15 protein-coding genes are annotated in these 17,818 nt (G+C 40.0%); all 15 read right to left on the reverse strand.

What is annotated here, in order from left to right:
• Window positions 1–443: 443 nt before the first annotated feature.
• On the reverse strand, window positions 444–761 hold the full coding sequence (locus tag F6K18_RS07220; RefSeq protein ID WP_124146403.1) for a 2Fe-2S iron-sulfur cluster-binding protein: 318 nt from the start codon (window positions 759–761) through the stop codon (window positions 444–446).
• Between the two features lie 514 nt (window positions 762–1,275).
• Window positions 1,276–1,626 (reverse strand): iron-sulfur cluster assembly accessory protein, encoded by a 351-nt coding sequence (locus tag F6K18_RS07225; RefSeq protein WP_287519768.1) that lies wholly within the window; start codon window positions 1,624–1,626, stop codon window positions 1,276–1,278.
• A 300-nt stretch (window positions 1,627–1,926) separates the two neighbouring features.
• Complete coding sequence (locus F6K18_RS07230; RefSeq protein ID WP_287519769.1) at window positions 1,927–2,712, reverse strand: HesA/MoeB/ThiF family protein; 786 nt, start codon at window positions 2,710–2,712, stop codon at window positions 1,927–1,929.
• Between the two features lie 11 nt (window positions 2,713–2,723).
• Window positions 2,724–3,035 carry a nitrogenase-stabilizing/protective protein NifW gene (nifW, locus tag F6K18_RS07235; protein ID WP_124146406.1) on the reverse strand — a complete coding sequence of 104 codons (312 nt, stop codon included), beginning with the start codon at window positions 3,033–3,035 and terminating at the stop codon, window positions 2,724–2,726.
• Window positions 3,036–3,235: 200 nt separating this feature from the next.
• On the reverse strand, window positions 3,236–3,709 hold the full coding sequence (locus F6K18_RS07240; RefSeq protein ID WP_287519770.1) for a NifX-associated nitrogen fixation protein: 474 nt from the start codon (window positions 3,707–3,709) through the stop codon (window positions 3,236–3,238).
• Between the two features lie 4 nt (window positions 3,710–3,713).
• Complete coding sequence (gene nifX / locus F6K18_RS07245) at window positions 3,714–4,133, reverse strand: nitrogen fixation protein NifX (RefSeq protein ID WP_287519772.1); 420 nt, start codon at window positions 4,131–4,133, stop codon at window positions 3,714–3,716.
• 285 nt (window positions 4,134–4,418) lie between these two features.
• Complete coding sequence (locus F6K18_RS07250) at window positions 4,419–7,226, reverse strand: bifunctional nitrogenase iron-molybdenum cofactor biosynthesis protein NifEN (protein WP_287519773.1); 2,808 nt, start codon at window positions 7,224–7,226, stop codon at window positions 4,419–4,421.
• Between the two features lie 825 nt (window positions 7,227–8,051).
• Window positions 8,052–8,732, reverse strand: coding sequence for a type I restriction endonuclease subunit R (locus tag F6K18_RS07255; RefSeq protein ID WP_287519774.1), 681 nt, complete (start codon window positions 8,730–8,732; stop codon window positions 8,052–8,054).
• An 82-nt stretch (window positions 8,733–8,814) separates the two neighbouring features.
• The gene (nifK, locus tag F6K18_RS07260) at window positions 8,815–10,353 is read right to left on the reverse strand and encodes a nitrogenase molybdenum-iron protein subunit beta (RefSeq protein ID WP_287519775.1); all 1,539 of its coding nucleotides are present in this window, start codon (window positions 10,351–10,353) and stop codon (window positions 8,815–8,817) included.
• A gap of 243 nt (window positions 10,354–10,596) precedes the next feature.
• Window positions 10,597–12,051 (reverse strand): nitrogenase molybdenum-iron protein alpha chain, encoded by a 1,455-nt coding sequence (gene nifD / locus F6K18_RS07265; protein ID WP_287519777.1) that lies wholly within the window; start codon window positions 12,049–12,051, stop codon window positions 10,597–10,599.
• 192 nt (window positions 12,052–12,243) lie between these two features.
• Window positions 12,244–13,131, reverse strand: a complete 888-nt coding sequence (gene nifH, locus F6K18_RS07270; RefSeq protein ID WP_124143224.1) for a nitrogenase iron protein — start codon at window positions 13,129–13,131, stop codon at window positions 12,244–12,246.
• A gap of 400 nt (window positions 13,132–13,531) precedes the next feature.
• A complete protein-coding gene (gene nifU / locus F6K18_RS07275) occupies window positions 13,532–14,407 on the reverse strand; it encodes a Fe-S cluster assembly protein NifU (protein WP_287519779.1) in 876 nt (291 codons plus the stop codon).
• Window positions 14,408–14,824: 417 nt separating this feature from the next.
• A complete protein-coding gene (gene nifS, locus F6K18_RS07280) occupies window positions 14,825–16,027 on the reverse strand; it encodes a cysteine desulfurase NifS (protein WP_287519780.1) in 1,203 nt (400 codons plus the stop codon).
• A 6-nt stretch (window positions 16,028–16,033) separates the two neighbouring features.
• Complete coding sequence (locus tag F6K18_RS07285) at window positions 16,034–16,213, reverse strand: hypothetical protein (protein ID WP_287519782.1); 180 nt, start codon at window positions 16,211–16,213, stop codon at window positions 16,034–16,036.
• Window positions 16,214–16,355: 142 nt separating this feature from the next.
• Complete coding sequence (gene nifB / locus F6K18_RS07290) at window positions 16,356–17,738, reverse strand: nitrogenase cofactor biosynthesis protein NifB (RefSeq protein WP_353735022.1); 1,383 nt, start codon at window positions 17,736–17,738, stop codon at window positions 16,356–16,358.
• Window positions 17,739–17,818: the final 80 nt, after the last annotated feature.

Genomic DNA, 17,818 nt, shown 5'->3' on the forward strand with positions numbered 1-17,818 from the left:
TTAAAGTCTATATTCATTTAAACTATGTCCTTAAAAGCAGAGTCTTATTGCTGAGAGCTGACTGCTAATAGCTGAATGCTTACATAAGTCCTGTAAATAAAATTATAGGCAGGAAAAATAATTTTTATTCCCGACTCCCGACTCCATATAAATTACCCTCCTATAATCTTAAATAAAAACTACAGGAGGGCAAAATATCAGATAATTTACCGAATAATTAATAATTAATAATTAAATAATTCTGGTTTAAAGCCTCCCCTTTTAAGGGGAAAAAAGCGGTCGATCTTCGGAGCTTCCCGTAGGGTGGGATGGATGGGTTTCCTAACCATATCCAATCGACCAAGAGAAGAAATAATATTTCCTTATATTCAATTCCGTAATGGTTTTAACCAGAGGTAATTATCAATTATCCATGATCAATTATCCATTAATGAACAGTGGTATTACACCAAATAAGCTTCTTGGTGAGTTTTGATAACGCAATCAGACTTAGGTTTGGCGACACACAATAATACCCAACCTTTTTCTACCTGCTCGTCATCTAAGAAGTTTTGATCTTCTTGATCGACTTCTCCTTCTACTATTCTGGCAGCACAACTAGAGCAAGACCCGGCGCGACAAGAAGAAGGAAATTCTATGTCAGGTTCCAGTTCTTCTGCCGCATCAAGGATATATGTATCCTCATCAACTTCGATAGTGATATCGATTTCTGGGGGTTGTTTTTTCTTGCCTTTGATTAGCTGTACTTTATAAGTAGCCATTGATTGAGATCCTCCTTTTTTTAGTTGTTCTTTACGTCTCAAAAGACTTTGTTAAAAAGCGTTGAGCAGTTCAGCGATCGGTGGTCAGCTTTGCGCGTTTGCGGAGCATTCCGGAACTAAAAGGGGATGAGCAACCCCTCCTAAAATTCAACAAAAGCTAGTGCCGCTACGCGGAAGTCAAAAGTCAAAAGTCAAAAGTATTGATTGGTAAGGCTTTATAGGATTTTTTAACGGGCCAGTTATTTCCGCCATCCTGCACTAGAAGTCGGGGATTTAAATCCAAGCCTTTCAGTGCGGAATGCTGCGCAAACAGATACCTAATTCTATTCACACAGGACTTACGCAAATTCACCTTGAAAACGTCATATGTAGGGGCGTTAACGATAGTTATGCGAAGCAAATGGTATTTGCGCTCCGCAAAACTCCGCTAACGCCTCACTCGATTTAGTGTCCGTGCGTAAGTCCTGTCACAAATTTTTAGGCTGATAGGTGATAACTGATAGCTGATAGCTAGTTAACTACAAGGTACTCCTGTTGGGGTACAACCTCCTGCTTGGAAAGACTTTCCGCAACTACAAGTTTCTGTGGCGTTGGGATTAATAAACTTTAAACCGCTTTCAGTCAAACCCTCAATGTAGTCAACTACAACTCCTTCTAGTAAAGGCGCACTTTTTGGATCAATAAAAATCTGCAAGTTATCTTTGTGTAGTAGCAAGTCATCTGCTTTGGGAGCATTGGCAATATTTAAGGAATACTCATAACCACTACAACCACCATCCACAACAGATATGCGGATGCCTTGATTTGAGTCTTTCAGGAATTTGGTAAGTTGAGAAGCGGCTTTTTCTGTTAAACTTATAGTCATAATTTTGAAGAAAAATAATTTAGACTTACCGATGACATAATTACCCAGATAGGCGACGACATCCGCCTGTTGTCTGGTTTAAGCAATTGGCACTTAGGAAATTATAGGAACGGGGCGATCGCGCCTTTTATCACTGTCTGAGACTAAGTTAGTAGAAAAATTGCACCCTGAGTTTTGAAATTTCAGTTTCAGTTTCAGCGCGAAAGCATATCGGTAAATATCACCTTTCCTCGTAATTTCCTATTTATAGGCTAAACCAAATATTTAACTATAAACTGTTCGCAGTGATAACTTCTGTGGTTAAACTTTTACCTCTTCCTGTGAGTCAGCTTTTAACTCTTTGCTGAGGGAACCACAAACTGGACAGTCTGGGTCATGGTAAGGGCGAAGTTTAGAGAATTCCATGGCATCCAAATCCATTGTCAGCAGTTGTGACCACAGGGGTTTACTAAATCCTGTAATCTGTTTGATTGCTTCTGAAGCTGCTAGACAAGCTAGTGTTCCAGAAACTACACCCAAGACTCCAAACCCACGTCGGTCCCATTCTGGTTTTTCTGGGAATAGACAAGACAAACAAGGAGTTTTACCAGGAACTATGGTAGTTAAATAAGCTTCCATGCTATTCATAGCAGCTTCCACCATTGGTTTGCGCCAACGTACACAGGCAGCATTAAGTAAATTCCGTTCGTCAAAGTTGTGGGCACAGTCGAGGGCAATATCTGCTGACTGTACTAATGTGTCTGCATTTTCAGCAGTGACATATTCAGGTACAGCTTCGATTTCAACATCTGGATTAATGGCAGCTAGGGTTTCCTTAGCTTTGTCTACTCGCAGCTTACCCACCCAATCATCTGTCATCAATATTTGACGATTCATGTCATCAAGGCGTAGTTCTCCACCTCGAACTAAAATCAGCTTCCCGACACCTGCTACTGCTAAATACAGTGCTACTGTGCCACCCAACCCACCAACTCCATTTACCACTGCTGTAGTTGACTTGAGTCGTTGTTGTGCTTCCTCACCAAAACCTGGAAGCATCATTTGGCGACTATAACGTTCTAATTCTTTGGGTGTGAGGTCGAACACTATTCTGCTCCTTACTCAGCAGTAATTTCTGTTAATTTAACTACATCCTTATGTTCTTGTTGAAAGACTGGAAATACTTTTTGTTCTTGAGCGCTAGATGTTAAGAAAGTTTGATAAGCTGACTCTAATGCTGTTTTATATTCTGTCAATTTTTCAGTTTCTGTCAGTCCTGTTTTTTCGTCAACTTCTGCAATTGCTACAGAAAACATTTTTAATATATGGAGGCGATTTACGTTGACTGCTGTTTGGTCGTAGGGAATGTCAAAAAAGCTGAGGAAGTCTTCTGCATCTACGAGTTTTTGGAAGTCTGTTAATGTCTTCATTTGATGAACCCTAAATTAATTGAGTAGTAGCTATTTCTATTTTTTATTATAGACACAAATCTTTTTTTTGTGTCTACTTTAAATTTTTTTTAACATTTTGTGCAAAAAAAATACCCTTGTTTTGGGGAGAGAGGTTGTTAGATATTTACAAGCTATAATATCTAACTTAACCCCTCTGAATTTTCTGAAAAAATTACTGCTTAAAGTTTACAAACTTCCTTATATTTTTTCACCAATTCAATGCCTGCTTGAGTCATTTTTTCTCCTTCATCTTCTAATTTTTCTAGAGAAGTAAACCCAAAACGTTGAGCATCCCGTAAAGTTCTAGAAACTACCAAAAGACGACCGCAAAATACAAGTGCCCAACCAAATCCTTCATGGTTGATACTAATAACTACTTGCATAATTTGATTGGTTTCTAATTCAATGCTAGTAGCTATTGCATTGTAGAATAATTTAATCCGAGCTAAAGTCATCGGATTAACTTCTTCTTCTGTAGAAATCTGGCGTTTTTCTTGCTTACTAACAATATAAGGCTTGAGAATTAATTCAGGAGACCAAGACTTATATACTCCATAAGAATCTTGAGCTTGAACTGCTCTAATTAATTCCTTAATAAAAGGAGCGGAATAAATGTCGGTTGTTGTTGTTGTTGTTTCTGTTTGAACAGTCATAATTTTACACCTCTTCAAGTACAGCTTCTAAGTCAGATTCGGAAGTTTTTTGTAAAGCTTTTCTGAGCCAGGGGGGAGGGCTACCTTTTAATGTTTCTACTAATCTGTCCAGAAGATCGGTAATTTTGTCTTCTGGAGATTTTGATTTCATTGGGGTCACTTTTTTGTTGATTAAACGACCTGCTGCTGGACCACCAATTTCTAGTACATAAACTATTGTGCAGTCGAGCAAAGCTTCAACTTTGGCATGAAGTTTTTCTAGTTTATCTTGTTTGGGGGCATCTTGCTCTAGATTACCGCCAAAAGTCAAGGGTTCTAGAGCTTCATACCCTTTGTCATCAACTTCATATAAAGCCATTTGTTTAGAAGAACCAAAATGACCATCTATATGAACTAAATCAGTGGTTGCAAATGCAACTTTCATTGTTTTTTTCCTCCTTGTTGTATGTACCAAAAACTAATAGCAAACTGCCATTAGTTCTTGATAACAAGCTTGTTTTGAAGCGGTGAAGAAACCGGGTTGACTTATTAGGCAGAAACCGGGTTTTTTGATGAAAGTTCGTAATGCCTAATCATCAGGTTCAGAAACCCGGTTTCTTCGGTTTCTTGTTTCAGAAAAATTGACTTAGGCAGAAACCGGGTTTTTTGATGAAAGTTTGTGATGCCAATCATCAAGTTCAGAAACCGGGTTTCTTGTTGTTTCTTGTTTTTAACTTATTGACAATAATGAATAATCATTGGTATGAATTTTCGATTCTTCTTGCTCTAAGAAAATATTACCAATATCAAATAATAAATTCATTGTACCACGATAACCTACATAACAACGTTGACCATTACCGAGGCGATCGTGAATTGGCATTCCCATCCGATATAGAGCAATACCTAACTTCTCAGATATTAGCTTACCATGAGAATTGGTAATTAGTAAATCTGAACCTGCTGCTACTTCTTCCAAGTCTCCCAAGTCTCCAACGGTCACATTTTCTGTGGGCAATTTTTCGAGTAATGGCGATCGCGTAGTTGTTACGGCAGCTTTAATATCTGCTCCCATTTCTCGCAAAAACCAACTTGTTGCCCAAAGTAAATCTGGCTCCAGAGCAATAGATATTTGCTTATGACCAAAATAGAAGTGGGTATCCAACATCGCATCCTGTAACTGACGACGTTGGCGTTGATACTTCTGAGGCACTTCACAACCTCTGTCAAGATGAGGATCGGTACGAGACACAACTAGCTGAGACAATTTTAACATGAAACTGTCTACAGCACCTAAACCTGTCAACCGAGGAAACACTTGATATTGAGTACCAAATTTTTCTTGCAGTATCTGAGCAGCGTTCCGTAGACTTTCCCCAATAACAAAGGTGAAAGCTGACTGACTCAAATTACGCAACTCCTCTATTGTAGTACCGCCAGTACTGGTAGCACTATAAATATCATCAACTAAATGTCCGTCCAAAGACTGAGATATATCTGGTACAACTATGGGAATTAAGCCAAAACCTTCCACAATATCTTTGACTTCCTGCACGTCTCCAGGAGCAAGACTAGAACCTGCTAAAATTGTAATGAAAGGTTTTTTAGTTTCCCTGGGAATAGGTTCGCCATAATCATAAGCTACTATACGTTCTACTGTAGCAGCAAAACCGTCCTGAGCAGAACCCTTATAATCTGGAGTAGAAACATTTAATATGGGCAACTCATCTAACTCCGGATTATCTTCTCTAAATTTCTTGAGAATACGTTCCATATCATCGCCCCTGGTTTCAGTTAAACCAGTAGTCAACAAACCAATAACTTCTGGTTTTGACTTCTCAACTTGAGTCAGCAATGCTTTATCAACGTTATCTTCCCCTCCCAAAATAGTTGTCACTTCACTCATGGCAGTAGTAGACAGCGGAATAGCTTCTTGGAAATGATTTACCAATAATACCTTAGCAAAAGCAGTACAACCTTGAGTACCGTGGAACATTGGCATCATCCCCTTAATTCCTAAGTATGCTAAAGCTGCACCCAAGGGTTGACTGAGTTTCAGAGGATTTGTGGATAAAGGGTTTTTATGAACATTAACTGTTGCAGGTGGAATATTAGTGAGACTTGGTAAAGTTTCAATTGCTGAGACATCCTCTAACTGACATTCCTCTAACCAAGGTGCCGGTTGTCGTACTTGTTCCCAAACTGGACTATGGAGGGCTTCATCTAATTCTTTTGCCATTTCAATCATCCCATGATATCCAGCGTAGGGATGGTGGCGTTCTTGGTTAATGTGTAAAAATGGTATTCTCGCTTTCAGGGCGGTATATTGGTTACGACCTCCGGCGATGAGCATATCAGCTTTAGTGTCGGCAATTACTTTCAGCAGAATTTCAGCATTACCTTTTTCTAACAAAATACCATCTTTACCAAGCAACTTTTTGATTTTGGCTTTATCCTCTTCCGTACTTTTCTTGGTGCTAGTAGCAACCACATCCATACCTAAATCTTTAGCTGCCGAAATAATAGACCAACTTTTTACCCCACCAGTGTATAGTACAACTCTTTTACCTTTGAGACGTTGGCGATAGGGTTCTAATATTTCTTGGAGAATAGTTGTTTCTTCAGCAATAAGCTTTTCTGTCCGCTCTTTCAAGTCATCATAGCCAAGTTGAGCTGCTATATTTCTGAGACAGTTATTAATATCAGCAACACCATAAAATGATTCTTCAATGTAAGGAATACCGTATTGTTCCTCCATTTTCCGTGCCATGTTGATCATAGCTTTGGAGCAGATCATCACGTTGAGTTTAGCACGGTGGGCATAACAAATTTCTTTGTAGGTAGCATCTCCGGTGATTTTTGACAATACCCGAATGCCAAGTTTTTCAAACAGGGGTAACATTGCCCACATTTCACCCGCAATATTATATTCGCCGATGAGGTTAATATCGTAGGGTGTGGTAAATTCTGGTTCGGAAGTACCAACTACATGGTCTAATAATGCTTCCGCACTAACCCGGTTACCTAAATTTTTACTACCAATGAAACCAGGAGAGTTCACAGGAATGACCGGAAGTTCTAATTTTTTGGTGGCGACTTTACAAACCGTTTCTAGGTCATCTCCTATTAAAGAAGTAACGCAGGTAGCATAGACAAATACCGCCGGAGGTTGGTAGCGTTTTTTGAGTTCGGCGATCGCCTTCAGTAATTTTTTCTCACCACCCATGATAATATCATTTTCACCCATGTCAGTGGTGAAACCCATTTTGTAGAGATGAGCTTCAGAGGAAAGACTACCACGAGTTCCCCAGGAGTTACCAGAACAACCAAGAGGCCCATGAACTAAATGAGCTGCATCTGTAATAGGGACCAGGGCGATACTTGCTCCGTCAAAAGCGCAACCTCCTTGAGCTGCTCCAGGAGTTGCTTGTTGTTGACAGCCTTTTTGTTTTTTATCTCCATTTTTGTGTTTGTGGTTGTGTTCGCAACCTGGCTCATTCATCAGTTCGGCAACTTTGCCTGGGGTCATCATAGCCATGTTATTAAGTCTCTATTTTTATGTACTACTTTGGAGCGGGGATATAGTATTTAATATTATGATTACAAATTTTTATTATTAGTTTTGTATAGAAGTTATCATTTTGTAGGTTGGGTTTCGTTCCTCAACCCAACAGAGCGAGAATGACAAATTTTTATTATTAGTCCGGTAGGGTGTGTTAGCGTTTGCGTAGCATTCCGCAGAAAAGCGTAACGCACCGAAATATTTGTTGGGATGGCGGTGGGTTACACTTCATTAACGCACCCTACAAGATGGCTGCTTAAGAATCAGGACTTACGCAAAGGCACTATTTATAGAGGGAAGTAACTGTTTGACAATAGTTTTGAGCGCTATATATAGCGTATCTGCGTAAGTCCTAAGAATAACAAATTTTTATTATTGATCCCACATTCCGCACGTCAATTTGTAGCATTTAAAGTAGTATATAAATCCGTAGCTTGGTAGGTATTTATACTATGCAAATCATCTCAATTACTTTTTTCGTCGATCAAATTCCGAGTAAAAAATTTACGCATAAATACTTGCTTGATCGTGTACTTGATCGCGAAAGCTATGATTTTCTTCTAAAATTCTGTCTCCTGTCTCCTGACTCCTGACTCCTGATTCGATACTACATTTTGTGGTGCGGAATGTGGGATTGATGATTTTTTATAGTAAGTATATAAAGATAATGTTCGTAAGTGTTGAGCTTGTTGTTGGGTTGCGCTAGCGCTTAACCCAACCTACCAATCTTAGACTGACAAATTTTTGTTTTTATTTTGTTTATATAAAAATTAGAGGCGATCGCTCTTAAATTTCCATCACTCATTGCCCAATATTTGCACTCATAATTTTGGCAATTTGTTTGAGAATACTTAAAACATCATATAACTGATTCCTGCGAGGTAGTAGCAGGTAAAAAACATTAGACAAATCATATTGTGGAACACCTGCCGTCAACATTTTAACAAACATAAACTCATCCCCGCTACCAATCATACCATAGACAGGACGTTCGGGATTGGGATTTGCCATCATATAAGTCATTAGTTGAGGTAAAGCTACTGAAAAACTAATAGTAGATTTAGATTCAACCAGGAGAACCCAAAGTTGTTGCGCAATAACTAAAGTATCAATTCGACCCCGTAAAACTTCATCCTTCTCTTCTACTTCTACTTCAACACTAGCTTCAGTGGTGAGATAGAAAGGTTCATCATATAAACCTGCCAAAGCAAGTAAAGGTCCAATTAGTAATTGATTAATCACACCTTCTGTGAGAGGACTTCGTTTTCTATGACGTAAAAATCGTCCTTGAATTTGGTCTAGTTTCCCCTTTTCTTCAGCAGTTAGTTCAGGTAAATCTTGTTGCCATTCCTGAAAAAAGAGGTCATTATCTGTAGGAGATAACTTAAACCTTTGCTCAAGGTCACCTAGAGTAGAGATAGTTTTGGAAATAGGAGAAGTTTGAACCATATAGGAATAGGGAATAGATAGCAGTTCCACCATAACTTATCCCTGAAAACCTGTCAAACGAATTGTAGGGGCAAACTGCCATTCGCCCCTACAAAAACTATATGGTTAATATGAATTAACGGATCAAGTCAAAAGATGTATCGTTAACACCTAATTCCATGCTACCACGATCTAACTCATCCAGAATAGTATTAACGATCCAGTTGAGTAGATTGAATGCGCCCTTATATCCTAAGATAGAATAACGGTGCTGGTGGTGGCGATCGAAGATAGGATAGCCGATACGTACTAATGGAGTACCAGTATCACGTTGGAGGAACTTACCATAGGAGTTACCAATTAACAAGTCAACTGGCTCAGTATCCAACAGTGAACGTAAGTGCCATAAGTCCTTACCGATCCAAACTGTAGCTTCTTGACCGTTAGGATCCTTAGCTAACAATGCTTTAGCTTCTTCTTCAAAGCCATTAACGTTACCGTTAGTAACAACAACGTGAACTGGCTGCATACCCAACTCTAGAGTGAAGTTCAACAAGCCTAATACATGGTCAGGATCGCCGTAGATAGCGATGCGCTTGCCGTGTAACCAAGCTTGAGAGTCAGTGATAGCATCAACTGCACGACCACGCTCAATTTCTAGCTCTTCAGGAATAGCCTTACCAGTCAATTCAGACAACGCCATTAAGAACTCATCAGTACCACGGATACCAATAGGACGATAGGTAGCTGTAGTTTGACCGCCTTTTTCTTCTAGGTACTCTAGAGTCTTAGGAGTGGAATATTTCTGGAAAGAGATAGTAGCCTTAGAATTGATGGAGTCAGCACCTTCTTCCAGAGTTGTACCACCATTGTACATCTTGAATTCACCCAAGTTAGGAGAATCAAAACTCTCAGCGTTGTCTGCTAAAATGGTGTTAGGAACATCCATCAAAGATAGAATGCTCTTCAAATCCCGGATGTTGCCAATGTAAGGGTCGAAACCAGGGATGAAGTTGATTTTACCATTATCAGTTTCTGTCTTCTTACCTTCAGTCAGAGCTACCAAAATACCCTTGAGCATATTATCATAGCCTGTGATGTGAGAACCAACAAAGCTAGGAGTGTGAGCAAAAGGAACTGGGAAATCTTCAGGAACTGAACCTTGCTGCTTGGAGGTAGTGATGAATGAACCTAAGTCATCTCCAATTACCTCTGCCATGCAAGTAGTACAAAGAGCAATCATTTTTGGCTTGTACAAAGCATAAGAGTTTGCCAAACCATCAGTCATGTTCTTGAGACCACCGAATACCGCAGCATCTTCAGTCATAGAAGAGGAAACAGCTTGGAATGGTTCTTTGTAGTTACGAGTTAAGTGAGAACGGAAGTAAGCAACACAACCTTGAGAACCATGTACAAAAGGTAGAGTTCCTTCAAAACCTGCAGCTGCAAAGATAGCACCTAAAGGTTGACAAGCTTTAGCAGGGTTGATAGTTAGAGCTTCGCGAGCAAAGTTCTTTTCGCGATATTCCCAAGTTTTTGTCCACTCACGAACTTTTTCTACTTCTTCCTTGGAAGGACCACCTTCAAACTCTCTCTTCCGCTCGAACATTTCTTGGTATTCTGGTTCTTGGAAGAGTTGAAAGTGGTCTTTGATTTTGTCTACATTCTGACTCATGGTGTTTTTTCCTCTATGGATATTAGGGATTTACAATTCTTGGTTGGAAGGAAGAGGGAAGAAGGAAGAAGAATCTCAACCACAACTTCTAACTCCCAATTCCTAGTCAAATTTTTGTTTGTATATTGGGGTTGCCGTAGTGATGGCATCACCCCATTACCTAACTAAATTTATCTTCAAAGCCAAAAGGTTAAATTAATACTTTTAACTTTTAACTTTTGACTTTTGACTTCCGCGTAGCGGTTAGCTAGCTTGCTTCCAAGGAGCCTTGATTAGGTTCCAAGTTGGGCTGTTGAGAGCTAGATCCATGTCACGAGCGAAGATAGCGAATCCATCATAACCGTGATAAGGACCAGAATAATCCCAGGAGTGCATTTGACGGAATGGCATACCCATCTTCTGGAATACATACTTCTCTTTAATACCAGAAGCAATTAAGTCTGGCTTTAATTTCTTAGCGAATTCCTCGAACTCATATCCACTAACGTCATCGTAGATTAGAGTGCCTTCTTGAGCATACTCAGCAGTACGCTTATAGTCATCACCGTGACCAAACTCATAACCAGTACCGATAACTTCCATTCCTAAATCATCGAAAGCAGGAATAACGTGACGTGGACGTAAACCACCAACCATCATCATTACTTTCTTGCCTTCTAAACGAGGACGATACTTAGCAATTACTGCATCAGCTTGTTCTTGGTACCGAGCAATTACTTTTTCTGTGTTTTCTTTGATTGTATCGTCGAAATAAGAAGCAATCTTCCGTAGAGACTTAGCAATTTGAGTAGGACCGAAGAAGTTGAACTCAGTCCAGGGTATACCATACTCTTCTTCCATGTAACGGCAGATGTAGTTCATGGAGCGGTAGCAGTGAATGAGGTTAAGATTCACTCTAGGAGCCATGAATACTTCGTTAAAAGTACCGTCACCTGTTGCTTGGCTAACTACTCTTAGGCCGATTTCATCTAATAATAGACGAGAACTCCAACCGTCTCCACCGATGTTGTAATCAGCGATTAAGGATACGTCATAAGGAGTGGTTTCAAAACCGATATCTTCGTTAGTTATCTTTGCAGAAGGTTCGTAAACCCAGTCACGCACTGTGTCGTTAGCGATATGGTGACCTAATGACTGAGAAACACCACGGAAGCCTTCGCAACGTACTGGAACAACTGGCTTATTGATTTCTTTAGCAGCTTTTCTAGCTACTGCTTCGATGTCATCACCAATTAGACCCACTGGGCATTCAGATTCAATTGTGATACCAGCATTGAGTGGGAATAAGTCTTCGATTTCATTCATGATTTTGGCGAGTTTCTTGTCTCCACCAAAAACGATATCTCTTTCTTGGAAATCGGAAGTGAATTGCATTGTACCAAAGGTATCAACACCAGTTACACCATTGTAGTAGTTACGACGACCTGCCCAGGAATAATAACCACAACCAACCGGACCGTGACTGATGTGAACCATGTCCTTAACAGGACCCCAAACAACCCCTTTTGCTCCAGCAAATGCACAACCACGAGTTGTCATTACACCAGGAACTGATTTTACGTTAGACTTAACGCCACAGTCAGATCCTTCTTCTAAAACATTAAGGTGCTTTTTCCGTCTTTTAGCAGCTTTCTCAGGATAAGCTTCTAAGACTTCTTGAATTAACTGTTTGTTCTGTTCGACTTTTTCAGATGCCATGTTACATATCTCCTTTCGGATATTTGATTTAGTGTTTGAGTTTTGTATTAGCGGTGGCAGGTGCTTTTCTAATGTCTGCAAAACTTGCCCCTACATACAAATTAATTAATTAATACAAGACTCACTACTACTTGTGTATTGGGATGGGGTGCGCTCTGCACACCCCCACTTTTGTGCTAGAAGATTTTCAGCTTATTTAGCTTTTTCTGCTAAAGCTGCATCTTGTGCTGCAATTTGCTTCTGACGATCGTCTTCGTCTCCTAATAGACCGAACTCAATTAACAACTCTTCTAATTCATCCATTTCTAGAGGAGTAGGAATAGTTAGTTTTTCGTTGTTGATGATCTTCTCAGCTAATGTATTGTACTCTTGAGCTTGGTTATCCTCTGGAGAATACTGCTCAACAGTCATACGACGGATTTCAGCGCGTTGTACAACGTTGTCGCGAGGTACAAAGTGAATCATTTGAGTGTTCAAACGAGCTGCTAAGTTCTCGATTAACTCAACTTCACGGTCAACTTTACGGCTGTTGCAGATTAAACCACCTAAACGTACACCACCAGCGTGAGCATACTTAAGAACACCACGAGCGATGTTGTTAGCAGCATACATCGCCATCATTTCACCGGAACATACGATGTAGATTTCTTGAGCTTTGTTTTCACGGATAGGCATTGCAAATCCACCGCAAACAACGTCACCTAGTACGTCATAACTTACGAAATCTAGATCGGTATAAGCACCTTCTTCTTCTAGGAAGTTGATAGCAGTGATGATACCACGACCTGCACAACCTACTCCAGGCTCAGGACCACCAGACTCAACGCAACGGATTCCAGCGAAACCATCTTTCAATACTTCATCTAGTTCTACATCTTCAACTGCACCGCGCTCTGCAGCAACGTGAAGTACAGTAGTTTGAGCTTTAGCGTTTAAGATTAAACGAGTAGAATCAGCTTTAGGGTCACAACCTACGATCATGATTCTCTGACCGTGACGGTTAGCCATTGCAGCTAGAGTGTTCTGAGAAGTAGTGGACTTACCGATACCGCCTTTTCCGTAAAATGCAATCTGACGCATGATAGATTTTCTCCGTTTTGTTAGTGTGTTTGACTTGAAATAGGATGAATGCGATTTTTATTCTGTAAAAGTTTCCTTAGAGTTTGTTTTTGATATATAGCTGCTATTTTCTAGGGCTTTTGGTTTTACAGATCGTATTCATATATTAATTTTGTTCGTGTAAGAACAGTGTGTATTTAGCAGCAACATTGAGTGCCCGGAGGCGCTCGCCCTAAAGCTTGAGCAGGTATGACCTGCGTGTATATATTTGTCATTAATGCACCCGTTGTTATTTGTTTTCTGTCGCTCTATTCAGCATAAATTTAATCAAGTTTTACTTATTATCAGTTGGTTGAAGAAACCTTGATAACTGTTAGCGTAGTTCCTCCGAGAGGAGACTAACTGTTAACTGATAACTGTTTTACGCTTCTTCTACTACAATGCTTTCGCTTACTCGTTCTTTTAATGTAGCTTCGATCGCTCCTTTAAGTGTCGCCATTGCACTACTGCAAGTACCACAGGCACCTTTTAGTGTTACTAGCACGCGATCACCATCTATATCGAATAACTCAACATCTCCTCCATCTTCCATGAGAACAGGTCTCACTTCTTGTTCTAATACTTGTTGAATTAATGTAATTTTTTGTAGATTTGTTAGTTTGCTGGCTGGTCTTGTAGTTGTAGGAATATTTTGTGCTGTAGGTTCTGGCGTTTCGTAAACCGATGCGATTAGATCGTCAATATCTGCAAGACAAGAACCACAACCACCACCTGCCTTCACATAGTTTGTTACTTCTTCCGCTGTTTTGAGCTTGTTTTCCCGAATTACTCGCTTAATCTTGTTTTCGGTAATTGCAAAACAGCTACAAACTAATGCTCCTTCGTGGTCTTCTTCGTGAACTTCTACTTCAATACCTTTATATTTAAAAATTGCTGCTTCTAATGCTTCCTCTCCCATGACTGAACAGTGCATTTTTTCTTCTGGCAGCCCTCCCAGGTATCCCGCGATATCCTGGTTTTTAATCTTCATGGCTTCGTCTATAGTTTTGCCTTTTAGCATTGCTGTCAGAGCAGAAGATGAAGCGATCGCACTAGCACAGCCAAAGGTTTGAAATTTTGCATCTAAGATTTCGCCTGAGGCTTCATTTACTTTGAGGTGTAGGCTGAGAGCATCTCCACACGCTATACTTCCTACCTCACCGCTAACAACCTTTTCCCCTTCTTTCTCGTCTGTAATGGTTCCTTGATTTTGGGGGTTATAGAACAAGTCCATTACTTTGTCAGTATATTCCCACATAGCCCTTATTGTTTAGAACACCCTAATTTTTACTGATGAAAGTTGCGCTTTTTCTTGAATATTACTACTCAGTTTGTAGAGTAATAATTTATTATTTTAGGAGGTGGGTTAAACTTGTATATTATTAGTGTTTCACATTTTTTATATTCAAGCAACCCTTTTTTCCTTAAATTTATTTTTTCAAGTAATTAGCGTTTAAAGTTACTTATTACCCCTAGAAGTTATATTATTTATACTCTAGGTTAAGGAATCTTTTTTCTGTTAATCCTGCTACAATTTTGTGAGTTCTTAGCGTGAGATATACCCCTCTTTAAGCTATACAATTATTGTTGCGGAATCAACTGAGTTTTTCTGTTATTTTTGCTACAAAAATGTAGCGTAAACAAAAGTGTAGTAATCCTTAAAAAAATGTAAATTTTAGGATTGTACAGTTGCCTCTTGTCGTTCTTGCAACCAATTAGCTTGGTCGTTCTTAAAGGGTGATAAAGCCCGTAAACGCTCCACAATAGTAGGACACACTGCTAACACTTCCTCAACCTCTTGGCGAGTTGTGTAACGTGATAAAGAGAAACGAATCGAGCCATGCAAAATTGTGTACGGCAGACCCATTGCCCGCAAAACATGAGACGGTTCCAGAGACCCAGAAGTACAAGCAGATCCAGAAGAAGCACAGATACCATAATGGTTCAAATGTAGCAATATTGCTTCTCCCTCAATAAACTTGAAGCCAATATTAGTAGTATTAGGCAACCTTTCAGTAGGATGACCATTAACAGCACAATCAGAAATAGCAGCAAGAATGCCATTCTCCAAATAATCGCGCAGTTCCCGTTCCCGGTCGATATGTGCTAAATGCTCCTGTGCCAATTCACAAGCTTTACCCAGAGCAATAATACCAGGCACATTTTCCGTACCAGCACGGCGACCGCGTTCCTGATGTCCGCCAATTAATAACGGACGGAACCGAGTACCACGACGTACATACAAAGCAGCAATACCCTTGGGTGCGTGCAATTTGTGACCAGAGATAGCCAGCATATCTACAGTGCTATTCTTCATATCCAGGGGAATTTTCCCTGCTACTTGCACCGCATCAACATGAAATAGCGCACCATATTCCTTAGCTATCTGCCCTATTTTCTCTATGGGGAAAATCACGCCTGTTTCATTATTGGCGTACATAACCGAGACTAAGGCAGTATCACCTGTAATAGCAGCTTCCAGCTCAAGTAAATCTATCATTCCTTGGCTATCTACTGACAGATAAGTAACGGTATAACCCTGCTTTTCTAAATGCTTGCACAGATTCAAAACTGCCGGGTGTTCTACCTGAGTAGTAATAATATGACGTTTATTTGGTTGGGCAGTGAGAGCAGCTCGAATTGCAGCATTGTCACCCTCAGTACCACAACTGGTAAAGATAATTTCTGTATCCTGGGCACCTAATAAAGCTGCAACTTGCGATCGCGCTTTTCTCACAGCTTTACCAACTTGTCCGCCAAAAGTGTGCATACTAGAGGGGTTACCATAAAACTGACTCAGGTAAGGCAGCATTTCCGCTAGCACTGCATCATCTACCTTGGTGGTAGCATTATTATCGAGATAAATGGTTTGTTGCATAGCTGACTAAATACTTGAGGTGATGGTTGTAGAGATTTTGAAAGCTTGTGACTTTTGACTAAGGAAGAAGGAAGAAGGAAGAAGAAGGAAGAAAGAAACATCTTCCATTGCTTGAGTTTTAAGCTTTTGATCTGTTCCCGTCTGCAGAAGAGAAGAAGGAAGAAGGAAGAAAGAAACATCTTCCATTGCTTGAGTTTTAAGCTTTTGATCTGTTCCCGTCTGTAGAAGAGAAGAAGGAAGAAAGAAACATCTTCCATTGCTTGAGTTTTAAGCTAATATCAAATAATTGCCTGAAACTTCTAACTTCTAACTTCTGACTTCCGTTTACCTATGCAGGTTGTATTAGTTTGATGAACTGCTTGTAAAAATCTAAAGCAACTGTTTCAATTACATCGTAGCTCTCTACTACGTCTATTCCTGCATTGAGTACCTTTTCTTTAGGACTCTCACCAATTTTAGAAACCAGCACAGCTTTACAATCAGAAATTGCTTTGATAATATTCTCCAAACTGCCTTCTTCACCATAACCACCTAAGCAATAGTGGTCAACTTTGCGGTGAGCAATAAATCTAGCTTTCACACCATCAACTTCATAAATCATAAACTCTTTAGCATGACCGAAGTGTTGATTAACTAATCCGTTACCCTTACTTGCTACTGCTAACAGTATAGGAGGACCAGCTTCAGCAACTGCTTCTTTTACCAGAGTTTCTGCTTTAGCTGTTGCTAATTTATTGCGGAAACCTTCAATACCAGCATGGAATTCTTTACGCTTTTCCAAGTCATATTCTGGAGTCATCTCCATGATTGCTTCTTTTGTGAATTCCTTACTGCGGTCTTCACCTAACAGACCAACTGCATCTGCACGACATTGACGGCAGTGGCGCATCATTTTCATGCCACCTACATCACATTTGTCCTGCAATGTTTTCAATTCTTCAGTGGTAGGGCCACGCTGACCATTTAAGCCAAAGTAAGTACCGTGTTCTGGTGAAGAAATCAGAGGCATAATATTGTGAATGAATGCACCCTTAGAACGAACAATTTTATTTACTTCTTCTAAATGTTCATCATTGATGCCAGGAATCATTACTGAATTAACTTTGCAGAGAATATCAGCTTCTCTGAGTAAGTCTAGGGATTCCATTTGCCTTTGATGCAGAATTTTTACCCCTTCAATTCCTCTATAGCGTTTCCGTCGATAATGAACCCAAGGATAAATCTTTACCCCGATTTCAGGGTCAACCATATTAATCGTTAAGGTAACGTGGTCAATGTTGAGTGCTTTGAGTCGATCTATATAATCGGGTAAAGCTAGACCATTGGTTGACAAGCAAAGCTTGATATCTGGTGCTTTCTCAGCTACAAGCTCAAATGTGCGGAATGTTTTCTCTGGGTTCGCTAATGGATCTCCTGGGCCAGCAATTCCCATAACAGTCATTTGGGGAATTTTACCTGCGATTACTAGAGCTTTATGAGCTGCTTCTTCAGGAGTTAGCAGTTCACTAACTACACCGGGACGACTTTCGTTGGCGCAGTCGTATTTACGGTTACAGAAATTACATTGAATATTGCAAGCTGGTGCAACTGGAGCGTGCATCCTCGCATAATGGTGATGCGCTTCTTGACTGTAGCAAGGATGGTTAGCAACGCGCTCTTGAATACTGGCGGGAAGTTGCTGTTCGGTAGTAGTTCCGCAACCCTTTGACACGCAGCCTCCGGATTTCTTTTCCGTGCTTTTCGTGGTTTTTGCGAAGCTGTCTACTGTTGGTTGGGAAGATAGTTCTGTTG

The sequence above is a fragment of the Okeania sp. SIO2C2 genome, assembly GCF_010692625.1.
Classification (GTDB): Bacteria; Cyanobacteriota; Cyanobacteriia; order Cyanobacteriales; family Microcoleaceae; genus Okeania; species Okeania hirsuta.